Raw genomic sequence first — 13913 nt, forward strand, 5'->3', positions numbered from 1 at the left:
TGCTGGTTCAGGCCTTCTTGCGCTTGCGGTGATGGCGCACATAGTCCTGCAGGACGTCGTGCAACACGACGGCCTGATTATGTTCGGTGTTGCGGGCGCCGTAGAGCAGGGTCAGCGGGCGGTCGCCGGCCGCGTCCAGCAAGGCGGCCATGCGGGCCTGCTGCTCGGGTTCCGCCAGTTCGGCTTGGTAGCGCTGGCGGAATTCTTCCCAGCGTTCCTCGATGTGGCTGAACCATTTGCACAGTTCCTGGGTGGGCGCGATGTCGCGGGCCCATTCGTCCAGGTGCAGATCCGCCTTGCGCAGCCCGCGCGGCCACATGCGGTCCACCAGCGCCCGGTAGCTGCCTTCCGGGCCCAAGCCCTCGTAGACGCGTTGCACGGTGATGGCGGACGGCTTCATGGCGGCGGCTCCCGGAATGGTTTCGGATCCCGCTACTTTAGCGCCCGCCGTCCGTACTCAGGCCCTGCTCAAGGATTTTCGGCGGTGCCGGCGCGCGTCCCGCAGGCGCGCAGCAGCAGGAAGCCGACCACGGCGGACGCCAGCGAACCCGTTAGCACGCCGATCTTGGTGGCGTCGATGGCGGCCGGATCGGTGAATGCCAGGGCGCCGATGAACAGGCTCATGGTGAAGCCGATGCCGCACAGCAGGGACACGCCATATAGCTGCGTGAAGCTGGCGTGGCGCGGCAGGGTGGCAATGCCGCTCTTGATGGCCAGCCAGGCAAAACCGAATACGCCCAGCTGCTTGCCCAGGAACAGGCCCAGCGCCACGCCCAGGGGTACGGGCTGCGCCAGGCTGCCCAGGCCCATGCCGGCGAACGACACGCCGGCGTTGGCGAAGCCGAAAATCGGCACGATCAGCAGCGCCACCGGCTTGTGCAGCGCGTGCTCCAGCACATGCAGGGGCGAATGCGCGCCGGGATGGCCCTGGTTTTGCGGGCGCAGCGGAATGGTCAGCGCCAGCGCCACGCCGGCCAGCGTGGCATGCACGCCGGACTTCAGGACGAAGTACCACAGCACCGCGCCGATCAGCAGGTAGGGCGTCAGCCGCAGCACGCCGGCGCGGTTCAGGCAGAACAGGCAGGCCAGCAGGGCGCCCGCCATGCTCAGCGCGAACACATTCAGTTCGGCGGTATAGAACAGGGCGATGATGACGATGGCGCCCAGGTCGTCCAGGATGGCCAGCGCCGTCAGGAAGATCTTCAGCGAGGTCGGCACGCGGCTGCCCAGCAGCGCCAGGATGCCCAGCGCGAAGGCGATGTCGGTCGCGGCGGGGATGGCCCAGCCGCGCAGGGTGTCGGGACTGCCGAAGTTGATCAGCACATAGATCAGCGCCGGCAACGCCATGCCGCCCAGGGCGGCGATGCCGGGCAGCACGATGCGGGCGGCGCCGCGTAGCTGGCCGTCCAGGACCTCGCGCTTGATTTCCAGTCCGACCAGCAGGAAGAACACGGCCATCAGGCCGTCGTTGATCCAGTGCAGCACGGTTTCCTTGAGCAGGACCGGACCGACGTGGAAGCCGAGCTTGGTTTCCAGCACGCTGAAATAGGCGGGCGCGGCCGGGCTGTTGGCAACCACCAGCGCGACCAGCGCGGCCAGCATCAGGACATAGCCGCCCAGCGCTTCGGAACGGAGGAACGCTTGCAGGAACGAGACCGGTTTGTGGGGCGGTACGGGCTGTGAATTCATGCAGTACCGGCTTTGCTTACGTTTTGATAAGATGCGCGTTTCATTCCTGAATTTTACCTGAATTGGTATTTCGGGACTCTTCTATTTCGTCGAACGTCTTTCATTTATTTGAAAAAACAGCCAATCAGCGTCGAATTCTTGGCGTTGCTTGCTCGGCGACCGAACCCTTTCGTTGAATCCCGACCAGTATGTGGCTTGCAAGGCCGCCTGGCGACTCTTGCTAGCTAAATGCCACTACGCCCTCTTACGGTATTGACCTATACGCCCGGCAAGCCCGGCGCCGCGAGCCGCCTGGTGGATGTCGGTGACACACTGACCGTGCCCGCGGCTCCCAGTTCGCACGGCATCTACCAAACCCGGCAACTGATTCCCAGCGCACGCCTGCTGGGCTGGGCGCGCGCGGGCGCGCGCTTTGAACTGTCCCGCACTGGCGCGGCCCGCGTCTGGTCCGAAAACCGGCTGCAGGCTTCCGAGTGCCCGCGCGATCACGCCAGCGCGGGTGCGGTGGCGCTGGACCAGGAAGACATTTCTTACCTGGAGGCCTACCTGCTGTCGCAGGGCCGCCGCTGGAGCGACGCGGACACCTCTCAAGGCGGCCATCCCTGATCATGCCGGATCCCAACGAATCGCTCCAGGCCCGGCCCGGCCCCGACGCGCGCCTGCGCATCCTGCATACGGAAGCCGCCACATCGTTCGGCGGCCAGGAGTTCTGCATCTACAAGGAGATGATCGCCATGCGCGAGCGCGGCCATCATCTGGAAGCGGTCTGCCAACCCGACGCGGAACTGGGCAGGCGTTTGCGCGAGGTCGGCTTTACGGTGCATCTCGTTGCCATGGACGGCCCGCTCAATTTCGTGCGTTGCGTCGCCGTCATGCGCCGCCTGTTGCGTGGCGGGCGCTTTGACGTGGTCAATACGCACAGCCGCCGCGATACGGTGTTGGGCGCGATCGCGGCCCGCCTGGCCGGCACGCGGCTCATCGTGCGCACGCGCCATCTGGCCAAGCCCATCAATTCCCTTTACGCCTATACCTGGCTGGCGCATCGCGTCATCGCCGTCAGCCGCTACGTGCGCGGGCAGTTGCTGGACGGGGGCGCGCGGCCGGAGGCCATCGCCACCATCCATTCGCCGGTGGTGCTGCCCCAGGTGCAAAGCGGCGTCTGCGTCAGGCGCGAACTCGGCCTGCCCGAGGACGCGCTGGTGGTCGGTTGCGTGGCCGTGATGCGGGCGGACAAGGGCCATTGCGATCTGATCGACGCCTTCCATCGCATTTCCGCCACGTTCCCGAATGCCCATCTGGTGCTGGTGGGCGAAGGCCAGCCCATGGGCGGGCAGTTGCGGACACAGGCGGAGGCGTTGGGCCTGGCCCAGCGCGTGCATTTCACGGGCCGGCGCGACGACATCGGCAACGTCCTGACTGCCTTCGACGTGTTCGCGCTGCCGACGCTGCGCGAGGCCCTGGGCACGGTATTCATCGAGGCCGCGGCCATGGGGCTGCCGGTGGTGGGCACCAATGTGGGCGGCGTGCCGGAAACCATGCAGGCTGGCGTGACGGGTCTGCTGGTGCCGCCTGCCGATCCGGCGGCATTGGCGGGCGCGCTGGAAAGCCTGTTGGCCGATCCTGCGCTGCGCCGCCGCATGGGCGACGCGGGCCGGGAGCTGATCCGGGGCCAGGGCCAGTTTTCCGCCGAACGCACGGCGGCCCTGGTGGAACAGGCCTATGCCGGCTGGCTGGCGGAACTGCGGGGATCGGCGCGCATCGCCTGAGGCGGGCGGCGGCTCAGTGCCAGAGCAGGGCGTTCATGGCCTCGACCAGCCGGTCGCGGTAGCGCGGCAGCAGCGCCTGCACGCGCGCCTGACGCTCCTGCCATTCCGCGGATTCCGCGCCGGCGGCGACGCGCGGCGGCGCCCAGATCGGATCGGGGAAATGGCGGTCGCCGCGCCAGCGCGGGATCACATGCCAATGCAGGTGCGGCACCATGTTGCCCAGCGAAGCCAGGTTGATCTTGTCGGGTCCCAGGACCGATTGTTGCGCTTCCTCCACCACGTACACGGCCCGCATCAGCAGGTCGCGGCCGTGGGTGGACAGGCTGGTCATTTCGGCCAGGTGGCCGTTCCAGATCACCCGCGTGAAGCCCGGATAGTCGGGGTCGTCCACCTCGATGATGCGTAAGTGCGGGCCACGCCACAGCAGCGTGCCGCCGTCTTCCTGGCATAGCGGACAGTTGGGATCGCGTGCGCTCACGGCATCACCTTGCGGTACTGGATGAAGCCGGAGCGGTCGGCGATGCGGTCGTAGAGCTGGATGGCGGTGGCGTTGGTCTCGTGCGTCAGCCAGTACACGCGCGAGCAGTTGGCGGCGGCGGCCTGCGCGTACACGTGTTCGATCAGCTTGCGGCCGGCGCCGGTGCCGCGCACGTCCGGGTCTACGTACAGGTCTTGCAGATAGCAGTAGTCGCCCGCCGTCCAGGTGGAGCGGTGGAAGATCCAGTGCACCATGCCGACGGCCCGGCCGCTTTCATAGGCCAGCGCCGCGTGCATGGGTTCGGCAGGGTCCAGGAAGCGCGCCCAGGTGTTGCGCGTGACCGCGTCGTCGATGTTGACGCGATAGAAGTCCTGGTAGCCCTTCCAAAGTGGCAGCCAGGCCTCGAAGTCGGCGGCGACGATGGGACGGATTTCTGCGGTACTCATGGCTTGCGGCCTCCAGGCGGGATTCAGAGTTGGTCTTCCATGGCTTCGACGATGTGTCGCAGCACTTGCAATCGAGCGTAGCGCTTGTCGTTGGCCGACACCAGATGCCAGGGCGCGTGCGCGAGGTCGGTACGCGCCAGCATCTCGTTGGCCGCGGCCGCGTAGTCCTTCCATTTGTCGCGGTTGCGCCAGTCGTCGGCCGTGATCTTGAAATTCTTGAAGGGGGAATTCTCGCGTTCCTTGAAGCGCTCCAGCTGCACGTCCGGCGTCACGGCCAGCCAGAACTTCAGCACCAGCGCGCCGCTGGCCGCCAGTTGCCCCTCGAAGTCGTTGATCTCGGCGTAGGCGCGGCGCCAGTTGGCAGGCGCGGTCAGTTTTTCGACGCGCTCGACCAGCACGCGGCCATACCAGGACCGGTCGAAGATGGCGATGCGCCCATGGCGCGGCACGTGACGCCAGAAGCGCCACAGATAGGGCCTGGCCTGTTCCTCGCTGTTGGGCGCGGATACGGGCGTGATGTCGAACTGCCGCGCGTCCAGCGCATGCGTCACACGGCGGATCGCGCCGCCCTTGCCAGCCGCGTCCTGGCCCTCGAATACCAGCACCAGCGAGCGTTCCTGGAATTTCTTTGAGCGCGCCGCCCGCGCCAGCCGGCCTTGCAGCAGGCCCAGTTCGGATTCGTAATCGTCCTTGTCGGTCTTGGCCTCGTAGTCCAGTTCGCCCAGGCGGTCGACGACGCGGGTGGTCCGGGCATGCGCCACGAAGGCGGGCGGGATGCGCGGCACGCCGCGCTGGCGCATGGCGGCCAGCACCGCTTCGGCGGTGCGCGCGGCGCGGATGTCCTCGTCCGCGCTGGGGATCACGACCCAGGGCGCGTGGCCGCTGTCCGTGCGGTTCAGCACCACCTGGCCGGCGTTGCGGATGCGGTCGTACTTCTTGTAGACCTTCAGGTCGATCGGGCTGACCTGCCAGGAGGTTTCGGGGCTGGCCAGCAGGCGTTCGGCGCGGGCCTTCTGCGCCTTGGCCGACAAATGGAACCAGAGCTTGACGATCTGCACGCCTTCGGCGGCGAGCATGGCCTCGAAGTGGCGGATGGCCGCGGCTTGCGCCTCGATGCTGTTCTGGTCAGGCTTCTTGCGCGTGGCCTCGAACAGCAGCGGCGCGTACCAGGATCCGAAGACGATGCCGGTGCTGCCTTTGGGCGGCAGGTCGTTCCAATAGCGCCAGAATGGCGGACGCTGCAGCGCGGCGCCTTCACGCGGCCCGTAGGCCAGCGTCTTGATGTGGCGCGGATCCATCCACTCGTTCAGCAGGTTGACGGTGGCGCCCTTGCCGGCGCCGTCTATGCCTGCGATCACGATCAGCAGCGTCTTGTCGGCCTTCTGCAGGCGCTGGTACTGCGCGTTCAGCAAGGCGACGCGCAGCTTCGCCTCCAGCGGCTTGAATTCTTCCTTGGACAGGCTGGGGTCGGCTTCGGCTTCTGCAAACATGGGGGATCCGTCTGATCGGCAATTCTGCGATCGGACGATCTTGCGGGATAAGCCCGGGGCGCGCAAGCCCGGATCGCGGTGCCCGCCGCCGCTGTCAGAGCGCGTCGACGGGTATTTTCAGATAGCGCACGCCGTTGTCTTCGGGCGGCGGGAAGTGGCCGGCGCGGATGTTCACCTGGATGGCGGGCAGGATGAGGGTGGGCATGGAAAGCGTGGCATCACGCCGCGTGCGCATGGCCACGAAGTCGTCTTCGCTGACGCCATCGCGCACGTGGATGTTGGCGCGGCGCTGTTCGGCCACCGTGGTCTGCCAGGAGGCGTCGCGTCCGGCGGGCGGGTAGTCGTGGCACATGTGCAGCCGCGTCCCGGCGGGCAGGCTCAGCAGCCGCTGGATGGAACGGTACAACTGATGGGCGTCGCCGCCGGGGAAGTCGCAGCGCGCCGTGCCCACGTCCGGCATGAACAGCGTGTCGCCGACGAAAGCGGCGTCGCCGATCAGGTAGGCCATGTCGGCCGGGGTGTGGCCGGGCACGTGGATGGCCTGCGCCGTCAGCGCGCCGATGCGGAAGGTTTCGCCGTCGGCGAACAGATGGCCGAACTGCGAGCCGTCCAGCTGGAACTCCGGTTCCAGGTTGAAGATCTTCTTGAACACGCCCTGCACGGTCTGGATGCTCTGGCCGATGGCGATGACGCCGCCGAGCTGCCGCTGCAGATAGGGCGCCGCCGACAGGTGGTCGGCATGCGCGTGGGTTTCCAGCAGCCATTCGGTCTTCAGGCCGTGCTGGCGCACGTAGTCGGCCACCCGGTCGGCGCTGGCGGTGCTGCAGCGTCCGGACTTGGGGTCGTAGTCCAGCACCGAGTCGATGATGGCGCAGGCGCCGCCCGGCGCGGGCTCATGCACGACGTAGGTGACGGTGGCGGTGACGGGATCGAAAAAGGCCTGGATCTGGGGAGACATGGACGCTCGCATCGCAGCGAGTCGCTGCACGATGAAACACTATATGTATTTCAATAATATTGTTGAATATTATATTGGTAAATATAATGATCAAACTCCCTCACGCCGATTGATACGCATCAAATGAATGAAGCCCTGACCGAGTGCGAAGTCGCCGTATTGCGCGAATCCGCCTCCCAGGCCTGCGCGCTGCTCAAGGCGCTGGCCAACGAAGACCGCTTGCTGCTGCTGTGCCAGCTGGTCCAGAACGAACGCAACGTGAGCGAACTCGAATCGCTGACCGGCATCCATCAGCCCACGCTGTCCCAGCAACTGGGCGTGCTGCGCGATGAGGGGCTGGTGGCGACGCGGCGCGAGGGCAAGTACGTCTACTACCAGATGGCCAGTTTCGAGGTCAGCCAGGTCATGAAGACACTATCGAGTTTGTACTGCGGCCGCGCCATGGAGTCACTCAAGTGAGCCTGGACTGGTCCGCCTTCACTCCCTGGTCCGCGGGCGCGGGCGGCCTGCTCATCGGCGCGGCTGCCGTGCTGTTGATGGCGGGCGCGGGCCGCATCGCGGGCATCAGCGGGGTTGTGGGCGGCCTGCTTCAGGGCGAACGCGACGGCATGTGGCGGCTGGCCTTTCTAATCGGCCTGCTGGTTTCGCCCTGGCTGTACCGCCTGGGCAGCGCCTTGCCGCCTGTGGTGGTGGAGGCCAGCACCACGCGCCTGATCGTGGCGGGCTTGCTGGTCGGCATCGGCACGCGCTATGCCTCGGGCTGCACCAGCGGCCACGGCGTCTGCGGCGTGTCGCGCGGATCGCGCCGCTCGCTGACCGCTACCGCCTTATTCATGGGCGCGGGCTTTGCCGTGGTCTACGTCACCCGTCATCTGGGAGCGCTCTGACATGGTTGCGCTGATCGCCTTCGCATCGGGCCTGGTGTTCGGCCTGGGCCTCATCATTTCCGGCATGGCCAATCCGGCCAAGGTGCTGGGCTTCCTTGACCTCGCCGGCGCCTGGGATCCGTCGCTGGCTTTCGTGATGGGCGGCGCCGTGCTGGTGACGGCAGCGGGCTTCGCACTCTTGCGCCGCCGCCGCGTCAGCCTGTCGGGCGAACCCATGCGTTGGCCGACGGCCACCCGCGTGGACTTGCGCCTGGCCGTCGGCAGCATGGCGTTTGGTGCGGGCTGGGGGCTGGCCGGTTTCTGCCCGGGACCGGCACTGGTGGCCGCGGCGGCCGGCGTGACCGAGGCGTTGATTTTCGTGGCCGCCATGGTGGCAGGCATGGCGATATTTTCAGTCCTGGAAAAATTCAAAAGCCGGTAAACCGGCGAGGAGACAAGCATGCCGACAGCAGAGGCGCAGCGCGATTTCGATGTGGTGGTGGTGGGCGGCGGATCGGCGGGAATAGGCGTCACCGCCAGCCTGCTGCGCCGCCGTCCGGACCTGCGCATTGGCGTCATCGAGCCGAGCGACAAGCACTACTATCAGCCGGCCTGGACGCTGGTGGGCGGCGGCGCCTTCGACGTCGCCAAGACCGTGCGCCCAACCGACGCCGTCATGCCCAAACGCGCCACCTGGCTGCGGGCCGCCGCCGCAGGCTTCGAGCCCGAAGCCAACCGCGTGCGGCTGGCGGACGGCAGCGCCGTGAGCTATCAGCAATTGATCGTCTGCCCCGGTCTGCGCCTGGCGTGGGACAAAGTCGAGGGCCTGGCCGATACGCTGGGCAAGAACGGCGTCAGCTCCAACTACCGCTACGACCTGGCGCCCTATACCTGGGAACTGGTGCGCGGACTGAAGGGCGGGCAGGCGCTGTTCACGCAGCCGGCCATGCCCATCAAATGCGCCGGCGCGCCGCAGAAAGCCATGTACCTGGCTTGCGACCACTGGAAGCGCACCGGCGTGCTGGACCGCATCGACGTAGAGTTCGACCTGGCGGGCGCGGCGCTGTTCGGCGTGCCGACCTTTGTGCCGCCGCTGATGCGCTACGTGGAAAGCTACGGCATCGCGCTGGCCTTCAATTCAGCGCTGGTGGCGGTGGACGGCGCGGCGCGCAAGGCCTGGTTCGACCTCAAGAACGGCGACGGCGCGGTGACGCGCGTGGAGAAGTCCTTCGACATGCTGCACGCGGTGCCGCCCCAGGTTCCGCACGACTTCCTGAAAAACAGCCCGCTGGCGGATGCCGCCGGCTGGTGCGAAGTGGATCCCGCCACGCTTTTGCACGTGCGCCATGGCAACGTGTTCGGGCTGGGTGACGGCATCTGCACCAGCAATGCCAAGACCGCCGCGGCCGCGCGCAAGCAGATCGTGACGGTGGCCGAGAACCTGCTGGCGCTGCGCGAAGGCCACGCCATGCCGGTCAAGTACGACGGCTACGGCTCCTGCCCGCTGACAGTGGAGCGCGGCCGCATCGTGCTGGCCGAGTTCGGCTATGGCGGCAAACTGTTGCCCACCTTCCCGCTGGATCCGACCGTGCCGCGCAAGAGCGCCTGGTTCCTCAAGGCGACCTTGCTGCCCTGGATCTACTGGAACGGCATGCTCAAGGGCCGTGAATGGCTGGCCCGCCCGCTGGGCAACTGAGCGCCGCCATGATCGATACAGTGTTGGCCGTCAGCGCGGCGCTGGGGGCGTGCGTGGGCCTGATACTCGGGCTGACCGGCGCCGGCGGCGCCATCATGGCGGTGCCGCTGCTGGTCTTCGGCCTGCACTTGCAGGTGTCGCAGGCCGCGCCCATCGCCTTGCTGGCAGTGGGCCTGTCCGCCGCGCTGGGCGCGGTGCTGGGCCTGCGCAAGGGGCAGGTCCGCTATCGCGCGGCGGGCTTCATGGCCGCCACCGGCATACTGGTTTCGCCGCTGGGCCTGTGGGCGGCGCGGCGCCTGCCCAATGCGCCGCTGGCCATCATCTTTGCCGGCGTGCTGGGCATGGTGGCGTGGCGCATGTGGAATCAGGGCGCCAAGCCCGCGACGGCGGTCCAGGCCGCGCCGCGCACCCCGCCCTGCCAGCTCAACGCCAGTACCGGCAGGCTGCGCTGGACCGCGCCCTGCGCGCGCGCCTTGACGGGCGCGGGCCTGGTCGCGGGCTTTCTGTCCGGTTTGCTGGGTGTGGGCGGCGGCTTCGTCATCGTGCCCGCGTTGCGCCGCGCCACGGACCTGACCATGCAGGCCATTGTCGGCACCTCACTGGCGGTGATCGCGCTGGTGTCCGCCAGCGGTGTCGTGGCCGCCGCGGCGGGCGGACATCTGGATTGGCGCATCGCGGCGCCGTTCACGGCGGCTGCGGTGCTGGGCATGCTGGCCGGCCGCAAGGTGGCCGACCGCTTTCCGCCGCGGCGCCTGCAGCAGAGCTTTGCGCTGTTCGCGGGCGTGGTGGCCGTGGCGATGCTGGCCAAGGGCATGCTGGCGCTGCTGGCGGCCGCGTGAGGCCGCCAGCAGCGCCGTTTACTCGTAGGTCCGGATGTCGTCGATGACCTTGCCGTCGTTCGGCAGGCCATCCGCATCCACCCATTCCACGTCGCTGCGCAGCTTGGTCACATCGCGCACCGACTCCGCGATGCGCTTGCCCAGCTCTTCGCTGCGCACCCGGGATTCCACCTTGAGCACCATGCGGTCGGACCCCGTGCTGCCGCTGATCACCAGCCGCGCGCGCAGGATCTCCGGGTGGCGGCGCGCCACATCGGCGACCTGCGACGGATGCACGAACATGCCGCGCACCTTGGTGGTCTGGTCCGCGCGTCCCATCCAGCCCTTGATGCGGGTGTTGGTGCGGCCGCAAGGCGAGATGCCGGGCATGACGGCGGACAGGTCGCCGGTGCCGAAGCGTACCAGCGGATAGTCCGGGTTCAAGGTCGTGACCACGACCTCGCCGACTTCGCCATCAGGCACGGGTTCGCCGGTGCCGGGGCGCACGATCTCGACGATGATGTCCTCGCCCAGCACCAGGCCTTCGCGCGCCGGCGTTTCAAACGCGACCATGCCGAGGTCGGCGCTGCCATAGGCCTGGTAGCCGTCGATGCCGCGCGCGGCCAGCCAGTCGCGCAGGGATGGCGGAAAGGCTTCGCCCGACACCAGCGCGCGGCGCAGCGAGTCTAGCTTGACGCCCAGCTCGTCGGCCTTCTCCAGGATGATCTTGAGGAAGCTGGGCGTGCCGGTATAGCCGGTGGGCGCCAGGTCCTGAATTGCGCGCACCTGCTGTTCGGTCTGTCCGGTGCCGCCCGGAAATACGGTGCAGCCCACGGCGTGCGCCGCGGTTTCCATCATGGAACCGGCGGGTGTGAAATGGTAGGAAAAGCAGTTGTAGGCCAGCTCGCCGGCGCGGAACCCCGCTGCGTGCAGGGCGCGGGCAAAGCGCCAGTAGTCGCCGCGCGCGCTCTCCGGTTCATAGATCGGGCCGGGGGACGCAAACACCCGCATCGCCTCGCCCCAGCCGATGGCGGAGAAACCGCCGAAGGCTTTCTGCGGCCCGGCAGGCGCCGCCGCGTCATCGCGGCTGTGCTGCTGGCGCTCCAGCAGTTCGTGCTTGCGCAGCACCGGCAGGCTTGCCAAGGCCGCGCGCGACGTGATGGTGGCGGGGTCGATGCCGCGCAACTGCTCGGCGATGGCAGGCGCACGCGCAATGGCCCGGGCGATCGCGGCGGGCAGGGCGGCCATCAGCTCGCGCTCGCGTTGCTCGGGCGCTCTGGTTTCCAGAACATCGAAAAACTCGGACATGGGATCGCACCCTCTCGTATGCCAGGAATCACGCCAGCCAGCGCTTGCGCCGGCGGTAGAACTTGTTGTCGCGGAAACTCTTGCGTTCGCCGCTGGATATGCCCAGGTAGAACTCCTTCACGTCCTCGTTCTGGGCCAGGTCGGCGGCGGCGCCGTCCATCATTACGCGGCCGTTTTCAAGGATGTAGCCGTAGTCGGCATAGCGCAGCGCGATGTTGGTGTTCTGCTCGGCCAGCAGGAAGCTGACGCGCTCGCGCTGGTTCAGGTCGCGCACGATCTCGAAGATCTCTTCGACGATCTGCGGCGCCAGGCCCATGGAGGGCTCGTCCAGCAAAATCATGTTGGGGTTGGCCATCAGCGCGCGGCCGATGGCGGTCATCTGCTGCTCGCCGCCCGAGGTGTAGCCGGACTGGCTGGTGCGGCGCTGCTTCAGGCGCGGAAAATACTGGTAGACGCGCTCCAGCGCCGCCGCGGTGTCGCCGCGGCTCATGCTGCGCGTATAGGCGCCGGTCAGCAGGTTTTCTTCGATGGTCAGGTGGGCAAAGCAATGCCGGCCTTCCATCACCTGCACCACGCCGCGCTTGACCAGCTCCGCCGGCGACAGCTTTTCGATGCGCTGGTCGCGGTACTGGATATGGCCCTTGGTGACGTCGCCGCGCTCGCCCTTGAGCAGGTTCGAGATGGCGCGCAAGGTGGTGGTCTTGCCCGCGCCGTTGGCGCCGAGCAAGGCCACGATCTTGCCTTCCGGCACTTGCAGGGAAACACCCTTGAGCACCAGGATCACGTGGTTGTAGATCACCTCGATGCCGTTCACGTCGAGCAGCACCTTTGGGGTGTCTGCGGGTACTGCGGAAGTCGTTGCAGCGGTCATGGCTGTTCCTGCGGCTTGGTGGCCGCCGGCCCCGCTTTCGGGACCGGCGGCCGGTTCACATCAGTTCTCGCAAGTGCGGGGCGTGATGTTCTTTTCCTTCGCGTACTTGGCGGCGCCTTCCTTCACCATGGGATCCAGGATGGCCTTGTCCGACTGATACCAATCGGAGACCACCTTGAACTTCGCGCCGTCCCACTGCACGATGCGAGCCCAGTCGTCGCCCTTGTGGTTGCTGCACGAGGTCTTGACCGGACGCATGATCTGGCCGAAGCCCAGCTTGTCGAGCTTTTCCTGCGTCAGGTTCAGGTTCTCGAAGCCCCAGCGCACCTGCTCGGGCGTCAGCGCCTTGCCCTTGCCGTACTTCTCTTGCGCGGTGCGGATCGCTTCCACCTGCAGCATCGAGATCATCATGCCGCGGGTATGCGCGATGGTGCCCAGCGTGGTCTTGCCGGTCTTGTCCGCGCCCTGGCCCTTGTCGTAGACGAACTTCTTCAGATCGTCGTAGACCTTGTCGTGCTCGGCGCCGCTGTTGTGGATGGTGATGGCGTTGTAGCCCTTGGCGACATCGCCCAGGTCCTTCACGTCGCCTTCGGAGCCGGCCCACCAGATCGCGTACATCTTGTCCCGCGGATAGCCGCTGGCCTGGGCTTCGCGGATGGCGGTCGGCGTCATGATGCCGGCGCTCCACAGCAGCACGTAGTTGGGACGCGCCTGGCGGATCTGCAGCCAGGTGGACTTCTGTTCCACGCCGGGGGCGGTCACGGGATAGAGCACCAGCTCGAAGCCTTCCTTGGCCGCGCGCTTCTGCAGCAGGGGGATCGGCTCCTTGCCGTACGGCGAGTCGTGATAGACCAGGGCGATCTTCTTGCCCTTGAGCTTGTCCATGCCGCCTTCTTTCTTGGCGATGTCCTGGATCATCACGTCGGCCGCGGTCCAGTACGTGCCGAGCAGCGGGAAGTTCCATTCGAACACGCTGCCGTCGACCGACTGCGACAGGCCGTAGCCCATCGTTTCAACCGGCACCTTGTCGACCATGGCCTTGTCGCTGACGGCGAAGGTGATGCCGGTGGACTGGGTGTCGAAACCCGATGCGCCGGTGCCCTTGCCCTTCAGACGCTCGTAGCATTCCACGCCGCGGTCGGTGGCGTAGGCGGTTTCGCACTCTTCGTACGTGATCTTGACGCCGTTGACGCCGCCATCGCGTTCGTTGACCAGCTTCAGGTAGTCCAGCTTGCCGTCGGCCCAGGGAATGCCCAGGGGTGCGAAGGACCCGGTGCGATACACCAGCAACGGAACGAACTGCTCTTCCGCCGCCATTGCCGGCGTGGCCACGGCGCCCGCGGCGCCGGCTGCGGCCATCAAAGCTGCCGCCAACTTCAGGTTAAGACGCTTCATCTCCATTTACCTCCTGCGTGGTGCTTGGGTCAGTAAACCCTGGGACACCGGGATTGGCCCGGTCTTGAGCCGGGTATTCAGGGCGGGTCCGGGGCGCTTGTGCCGCCGCGGACCGCGGAAATCAATGCGAAA

General features: G+C 67.1%; 16 protein-coding genes. 7 read left to right on the top strand and 9 right to left on the bottom strand.

Going from position 1 to position 13913, the window contains the following annotated elements:
- Nucleotides 1-7 precede the first annotated feature (7 nt).
- Complete coding sequence (locus tag AC3WOB_RS01155; protein WP_013396790.1) at nt 8-400, bottom strand: DUF488 domain-containing protein; 393 nt, start codon at nt 398-400, stop codon at nt 8-10.
- Between the two features lie 68 nt (nt 401-468).
- Nucleotides 469-1689 carry a Na+/H+ antiporter NhaA gene (gene nhaA, locus AC3WOB_RS01160; RefSeq protein WP_041654507.1) on the bottom strand — a complete coding sequence of 407 codons (1221 nt, stop codon included), beginning with the start codon at nt 1687-1689 and terminating at the stop codon, nt 469-471.
- A gap of 228 nt (nt 1690-1917) precedes the next feature.
- Here nhaA and AC3WOB_RS01165 point away from each other — a divergent pair, with 228 nt between their 5' ends.
- Both AC3WOB_RS01165 and AC3WOB_RS01170 read left to right on the top strand, forming a co-directional pair.
- Nucleotides 1918-2295, top strand: coding sequence for a hypothetical protein (locus AC3WOB_RS01165; RefSeq protein WP_013396788.1), 378 nt, complete (start codon nt 1918-1920; stop codon nt 2293-2295).
- Nucleotides 2296-2297: 2 nt separating this feature from the next.
- Nucleotides 2298-3455 carry a glycosyltransferase gene (locus AC3WOB_RS01170; RefSeq protein ID WP_013396787.1) on the top strand — a complete coding sequence of 386 codons (1158 nt, stop codon included), beginning with the start codon at nt 2298-2300 and terminating at the stop codon, nt 3453-3455.
- Between the two features lie 13 nt (nt 3456-3468).
- Here the strand turns inward: AC3WOB_RS01170 and AC3WOB_RS01175 are convergent, their stop codons facing one another.
- From AC3WOB_RS01175 to AC3WOB_RS01190, 4 genes are all read right to left on the bottom strand, one after another.
- On the bottom strand, nt 3469-3933 hold the full coding sequence (locus AC3WOB_RS01175) for an HIT family protein (RefSeq protein WP_492273937.1): 465 nt from the start codon (nt 3931-3933) through the stop codon (nt 3469-3471).
- Nucleotides 3930-4379, bottom strand: a complete 450-nt coding sequence (locus tag AC3WOB_RS01180; protein ID WP_492273938.1) for a GNAT family N-acetyltransferase — start codon at nt 4377-4379, stop codon at nt 3930-3932. Before AC3WOB_RS01180 ends, AC3WOB_RS01175 begins: the two co-directional genes overlap by 4 nt.
- Before the next feature lie 23 nt (nt 4380-4402).
- Entirely contained in the window at nt 4403-5869 is a 1467-nt protein-coding gene (gene pap / locus AC3WOB_RS01185) for a polyphosphate:AMP phosphotransferase (RefSeq protein WP_013396784.1), read from the bottom strand.
- Nucleotides 5870-5963: 94 nt separating this feature from the next.
- Nucleotides 5964-6827 (bottom strand): MBL fold metallo-hydrolase, encoded by an 864-nt coding sequence (locus tag AC3WOB_RS01190; RefSeq protein WP_492273939.1) that lies wholly within the window; start codon nt 6825-6827, stop codon nt 5964-5966.
- Nucleotides 6828-6950: 123 nt separating this feature from the next.
- Between AC3WOB_RS01190 and AC3WOB_RS01195 the strand changes: the two genes are divergently transcribed.
- Genes AC3WOB_RS01195 through AC3WOB_RS01215 form a run of 5 tightly spaced genes read left to right on the top strand, consistent with a single transcriptional unit; the run spans nt 6951 to nt 10228 of the window.
- Nucleotides 6951-7286: an ArsR/SmtB family transcription factor gene (locus AC3WOB_RS01195; protein ID WP_013396782.1), complete on the top strand. Its 336-nt coding sequence runs from the start codon at nt 6951-6953 to the stop codon at nt 7284-7286.
- Nucleotides 7283-7714: a YeeE/YedE family protein gene (locus AC3WOB_RS01200; protein ID WP_492273940.1), complete on the top strand. Its 432-nt coding sequence runs from the start codon at nt 7283-7285 to the stop codon at nt 7712-7714. Before AC3WOB_RS01195 ends, AC3WOB_RS01200 begins: the two co-directional genes overlap by 4 nt.
- Before the next feature lies 1 nt (nt 7715).
- Entirely contained in the window at nt 7716-8135 is a 420-nt protein-coding gene (locus tag AC3WOB_RS01205) for a DUF6691 family protein (RefSeq protein WP_492273941.1), read from the top strand.
- Nucleotides 8136-8153: 18 nt separating this feature from the next.
- On the top strand, nt 8154-9389 hold the full coding sequence (locus tag AC3WOB_RS01210) for an NAD(P)/FAD-dependent oxidoreductase (protein ID WP_492273942.1): 1236 nt from the start codon (nt 8154-8156) through the stop codon (nt 9387-9389).
- Nucleotides 9390-9397: 8 nt separating this feature from the next.
- Nucleotides 9398-10228: a sulfite exporter TauE/SafE family protein gene (locus AC3WOB_RS01215; RefSeq protein WP_492273943.1), complete on the top strand. Its 831-nt coding sequence runs from the start codon at nt 9398-9400 to the stop codon at nt 10226-10228.
- 18 nt (nt 10229-10246) lie between these two features.
- On the opposite strand, the gene AC3WOB_RS01220 is transcribed toward AC3WOB_RS01215, so the two are convergent.
- The 3 genes from AC3WOB_RS01220 to AC3WOB_RS01230 are packed head-to-tail and all read right to left on the bottom strand — an operon-like array spanning nt 10247 to nt 13787.
- Nucleotides 10247-11515 (bottom strand): phenylacetate--CoA ligase family protein, encoded by a 1269-nt coding sequence (locus AC3WOB_RS01220; protein ID WP_207469785.1) that lies wholly within the window; start codon nt 11513-11515, stop codon nt 10247-10249.
- A 28-nt stretch (nt 11516-11543) separates the two neighbouring features.
- Nucleotides 11544-12386: an ABC transporter ATP-binding protein gene (locus tag AC3WOB_RS01225; RefSeq protein WP_207469786.1), complete on the bottom strand. Its 843-nt coding sequence runs from the start codon at nt 12384-12386 to the stop codon at nt 11544-11546.
- Between the two features lie 60 nt (nt 12387-12446).
- The gene (locus AC3WOB_RS01230) at nt 12447-13787 is read right to left on the bottom strand and encodes an ABC transporter substrate-binding protein (protein WP_492273944.1); all 1341 of its coding nucleotides are present in this window, start codon (nt 13785-13787) and stop codon (nt 12447-12449) included.
- Between the last annotated feature and the right edge of the window lie 126 nt (nt 13788-13913).

This window comes from Achromobacter sp. FW305-C-30-7 (assembly GCF_058783105.1).

Bases quoted from the DNA above. Each gene is read 5' to 3' on its own strand.
- AC3WOB_RS01155 (WP_013396790.1), bottom strand. From the start codon at position 400: ATGAAGCCGTCCGCCATCACCGTGCAACGCGTCTACGAGGGCTTGGGC.
- AC3WOB_RS01220 (WP_207469785.1), bottom strand. From the start codon at position 11,515: ATGTCCGAGTTTTTCGATGTTCTGGAAACCAGAGCGCCCGAGCAACGC.
- AC3WOB_RS01195 (WP_013396782.1), top strand. From the start codon at position 6,951: ATGAATGAAGCCCTGACCGAGTGCGAAGTCGCCGTATTGCGCGAATCC.
- AC3WOB_RS01210 (WP_492273942.1), top strand. From the start codon at position 8,154: ATGCCGACAGCAGAGGCGCAGCGCGATTTCGATGTGGTGGTGGTGGGC.
- AC3WOB_RS01170 (WP_013396787.1), top strand. From the start codon at position 2,298: ATGCCGGATCCCAACGAATCGCTCCAGGCCCGGCCCGGCCCCGACGCG.
- AC3WOB_RS01165 (WP_013396788.1), top strand. From the start codon at position 1,918: ATGCCACTACGCCCTCTTACGGTATTGACCTATACGCCCGGCAAGCCC.
- pap (WP_013396784.1), bottom strand. From the start codon at position 5,869: ATGTTTGCAGAAGCCGAAGCCGACCCCAGCCTGTCCAAGGAAGAATTC.
- AC3WOB_RS01190 (WP_492273939.1), bottom strand. From the start codon at position 6,827: ATGTCTCCCCAGATCCAGGCCTTTTTCGATCCCGTCACCGCCACCGTC.
- AC3WOB_RS01230 (WP_492273944.1), bottom strand. From the start codon at position 13,787: ATGGAGATGAAGCGTCTTAACCTGAAGTTGGCGGCAGCTTTGATGGCC.
- AC3WOB_RS01215 (WP_492273943.1), top strand. From the start codon at position 9,398: ATGATCGATACAGTGTTGGCCGTCAGCGCGGCGCTGGGGGCGTGCGTG.
- AC3WOB_RS01205 (WP_492273941.1), top strand. From the start codon at position 7,716: ATGGTTGCGCTGATCGCCTTCGCATCGGGCCTGGTGTTCGGCCTGGGC.
- nhaA (WP_041654507.1), bottom strand. From the start codon at position 1,689: ATGAATTCACAGCCCGTACCGCCCCACAAACCGGTCTCGTTCCTGCAA.
- AC3WOB_RS01225 (WP_207469786.1), bottom strand. From the start codon at position 12,386: ATGACCGCTGCAACGACTTCCGCAGTACCCGCAGACACCCCAAAGGTG.
- AC3WOB_RS01180 (WP_492273938.1), bottom strand. From the start codon at position 4,379: ATGAGTACCGCAGAAATCCGTCCCATCGTCGCCGCCGACTTCGAGGCC.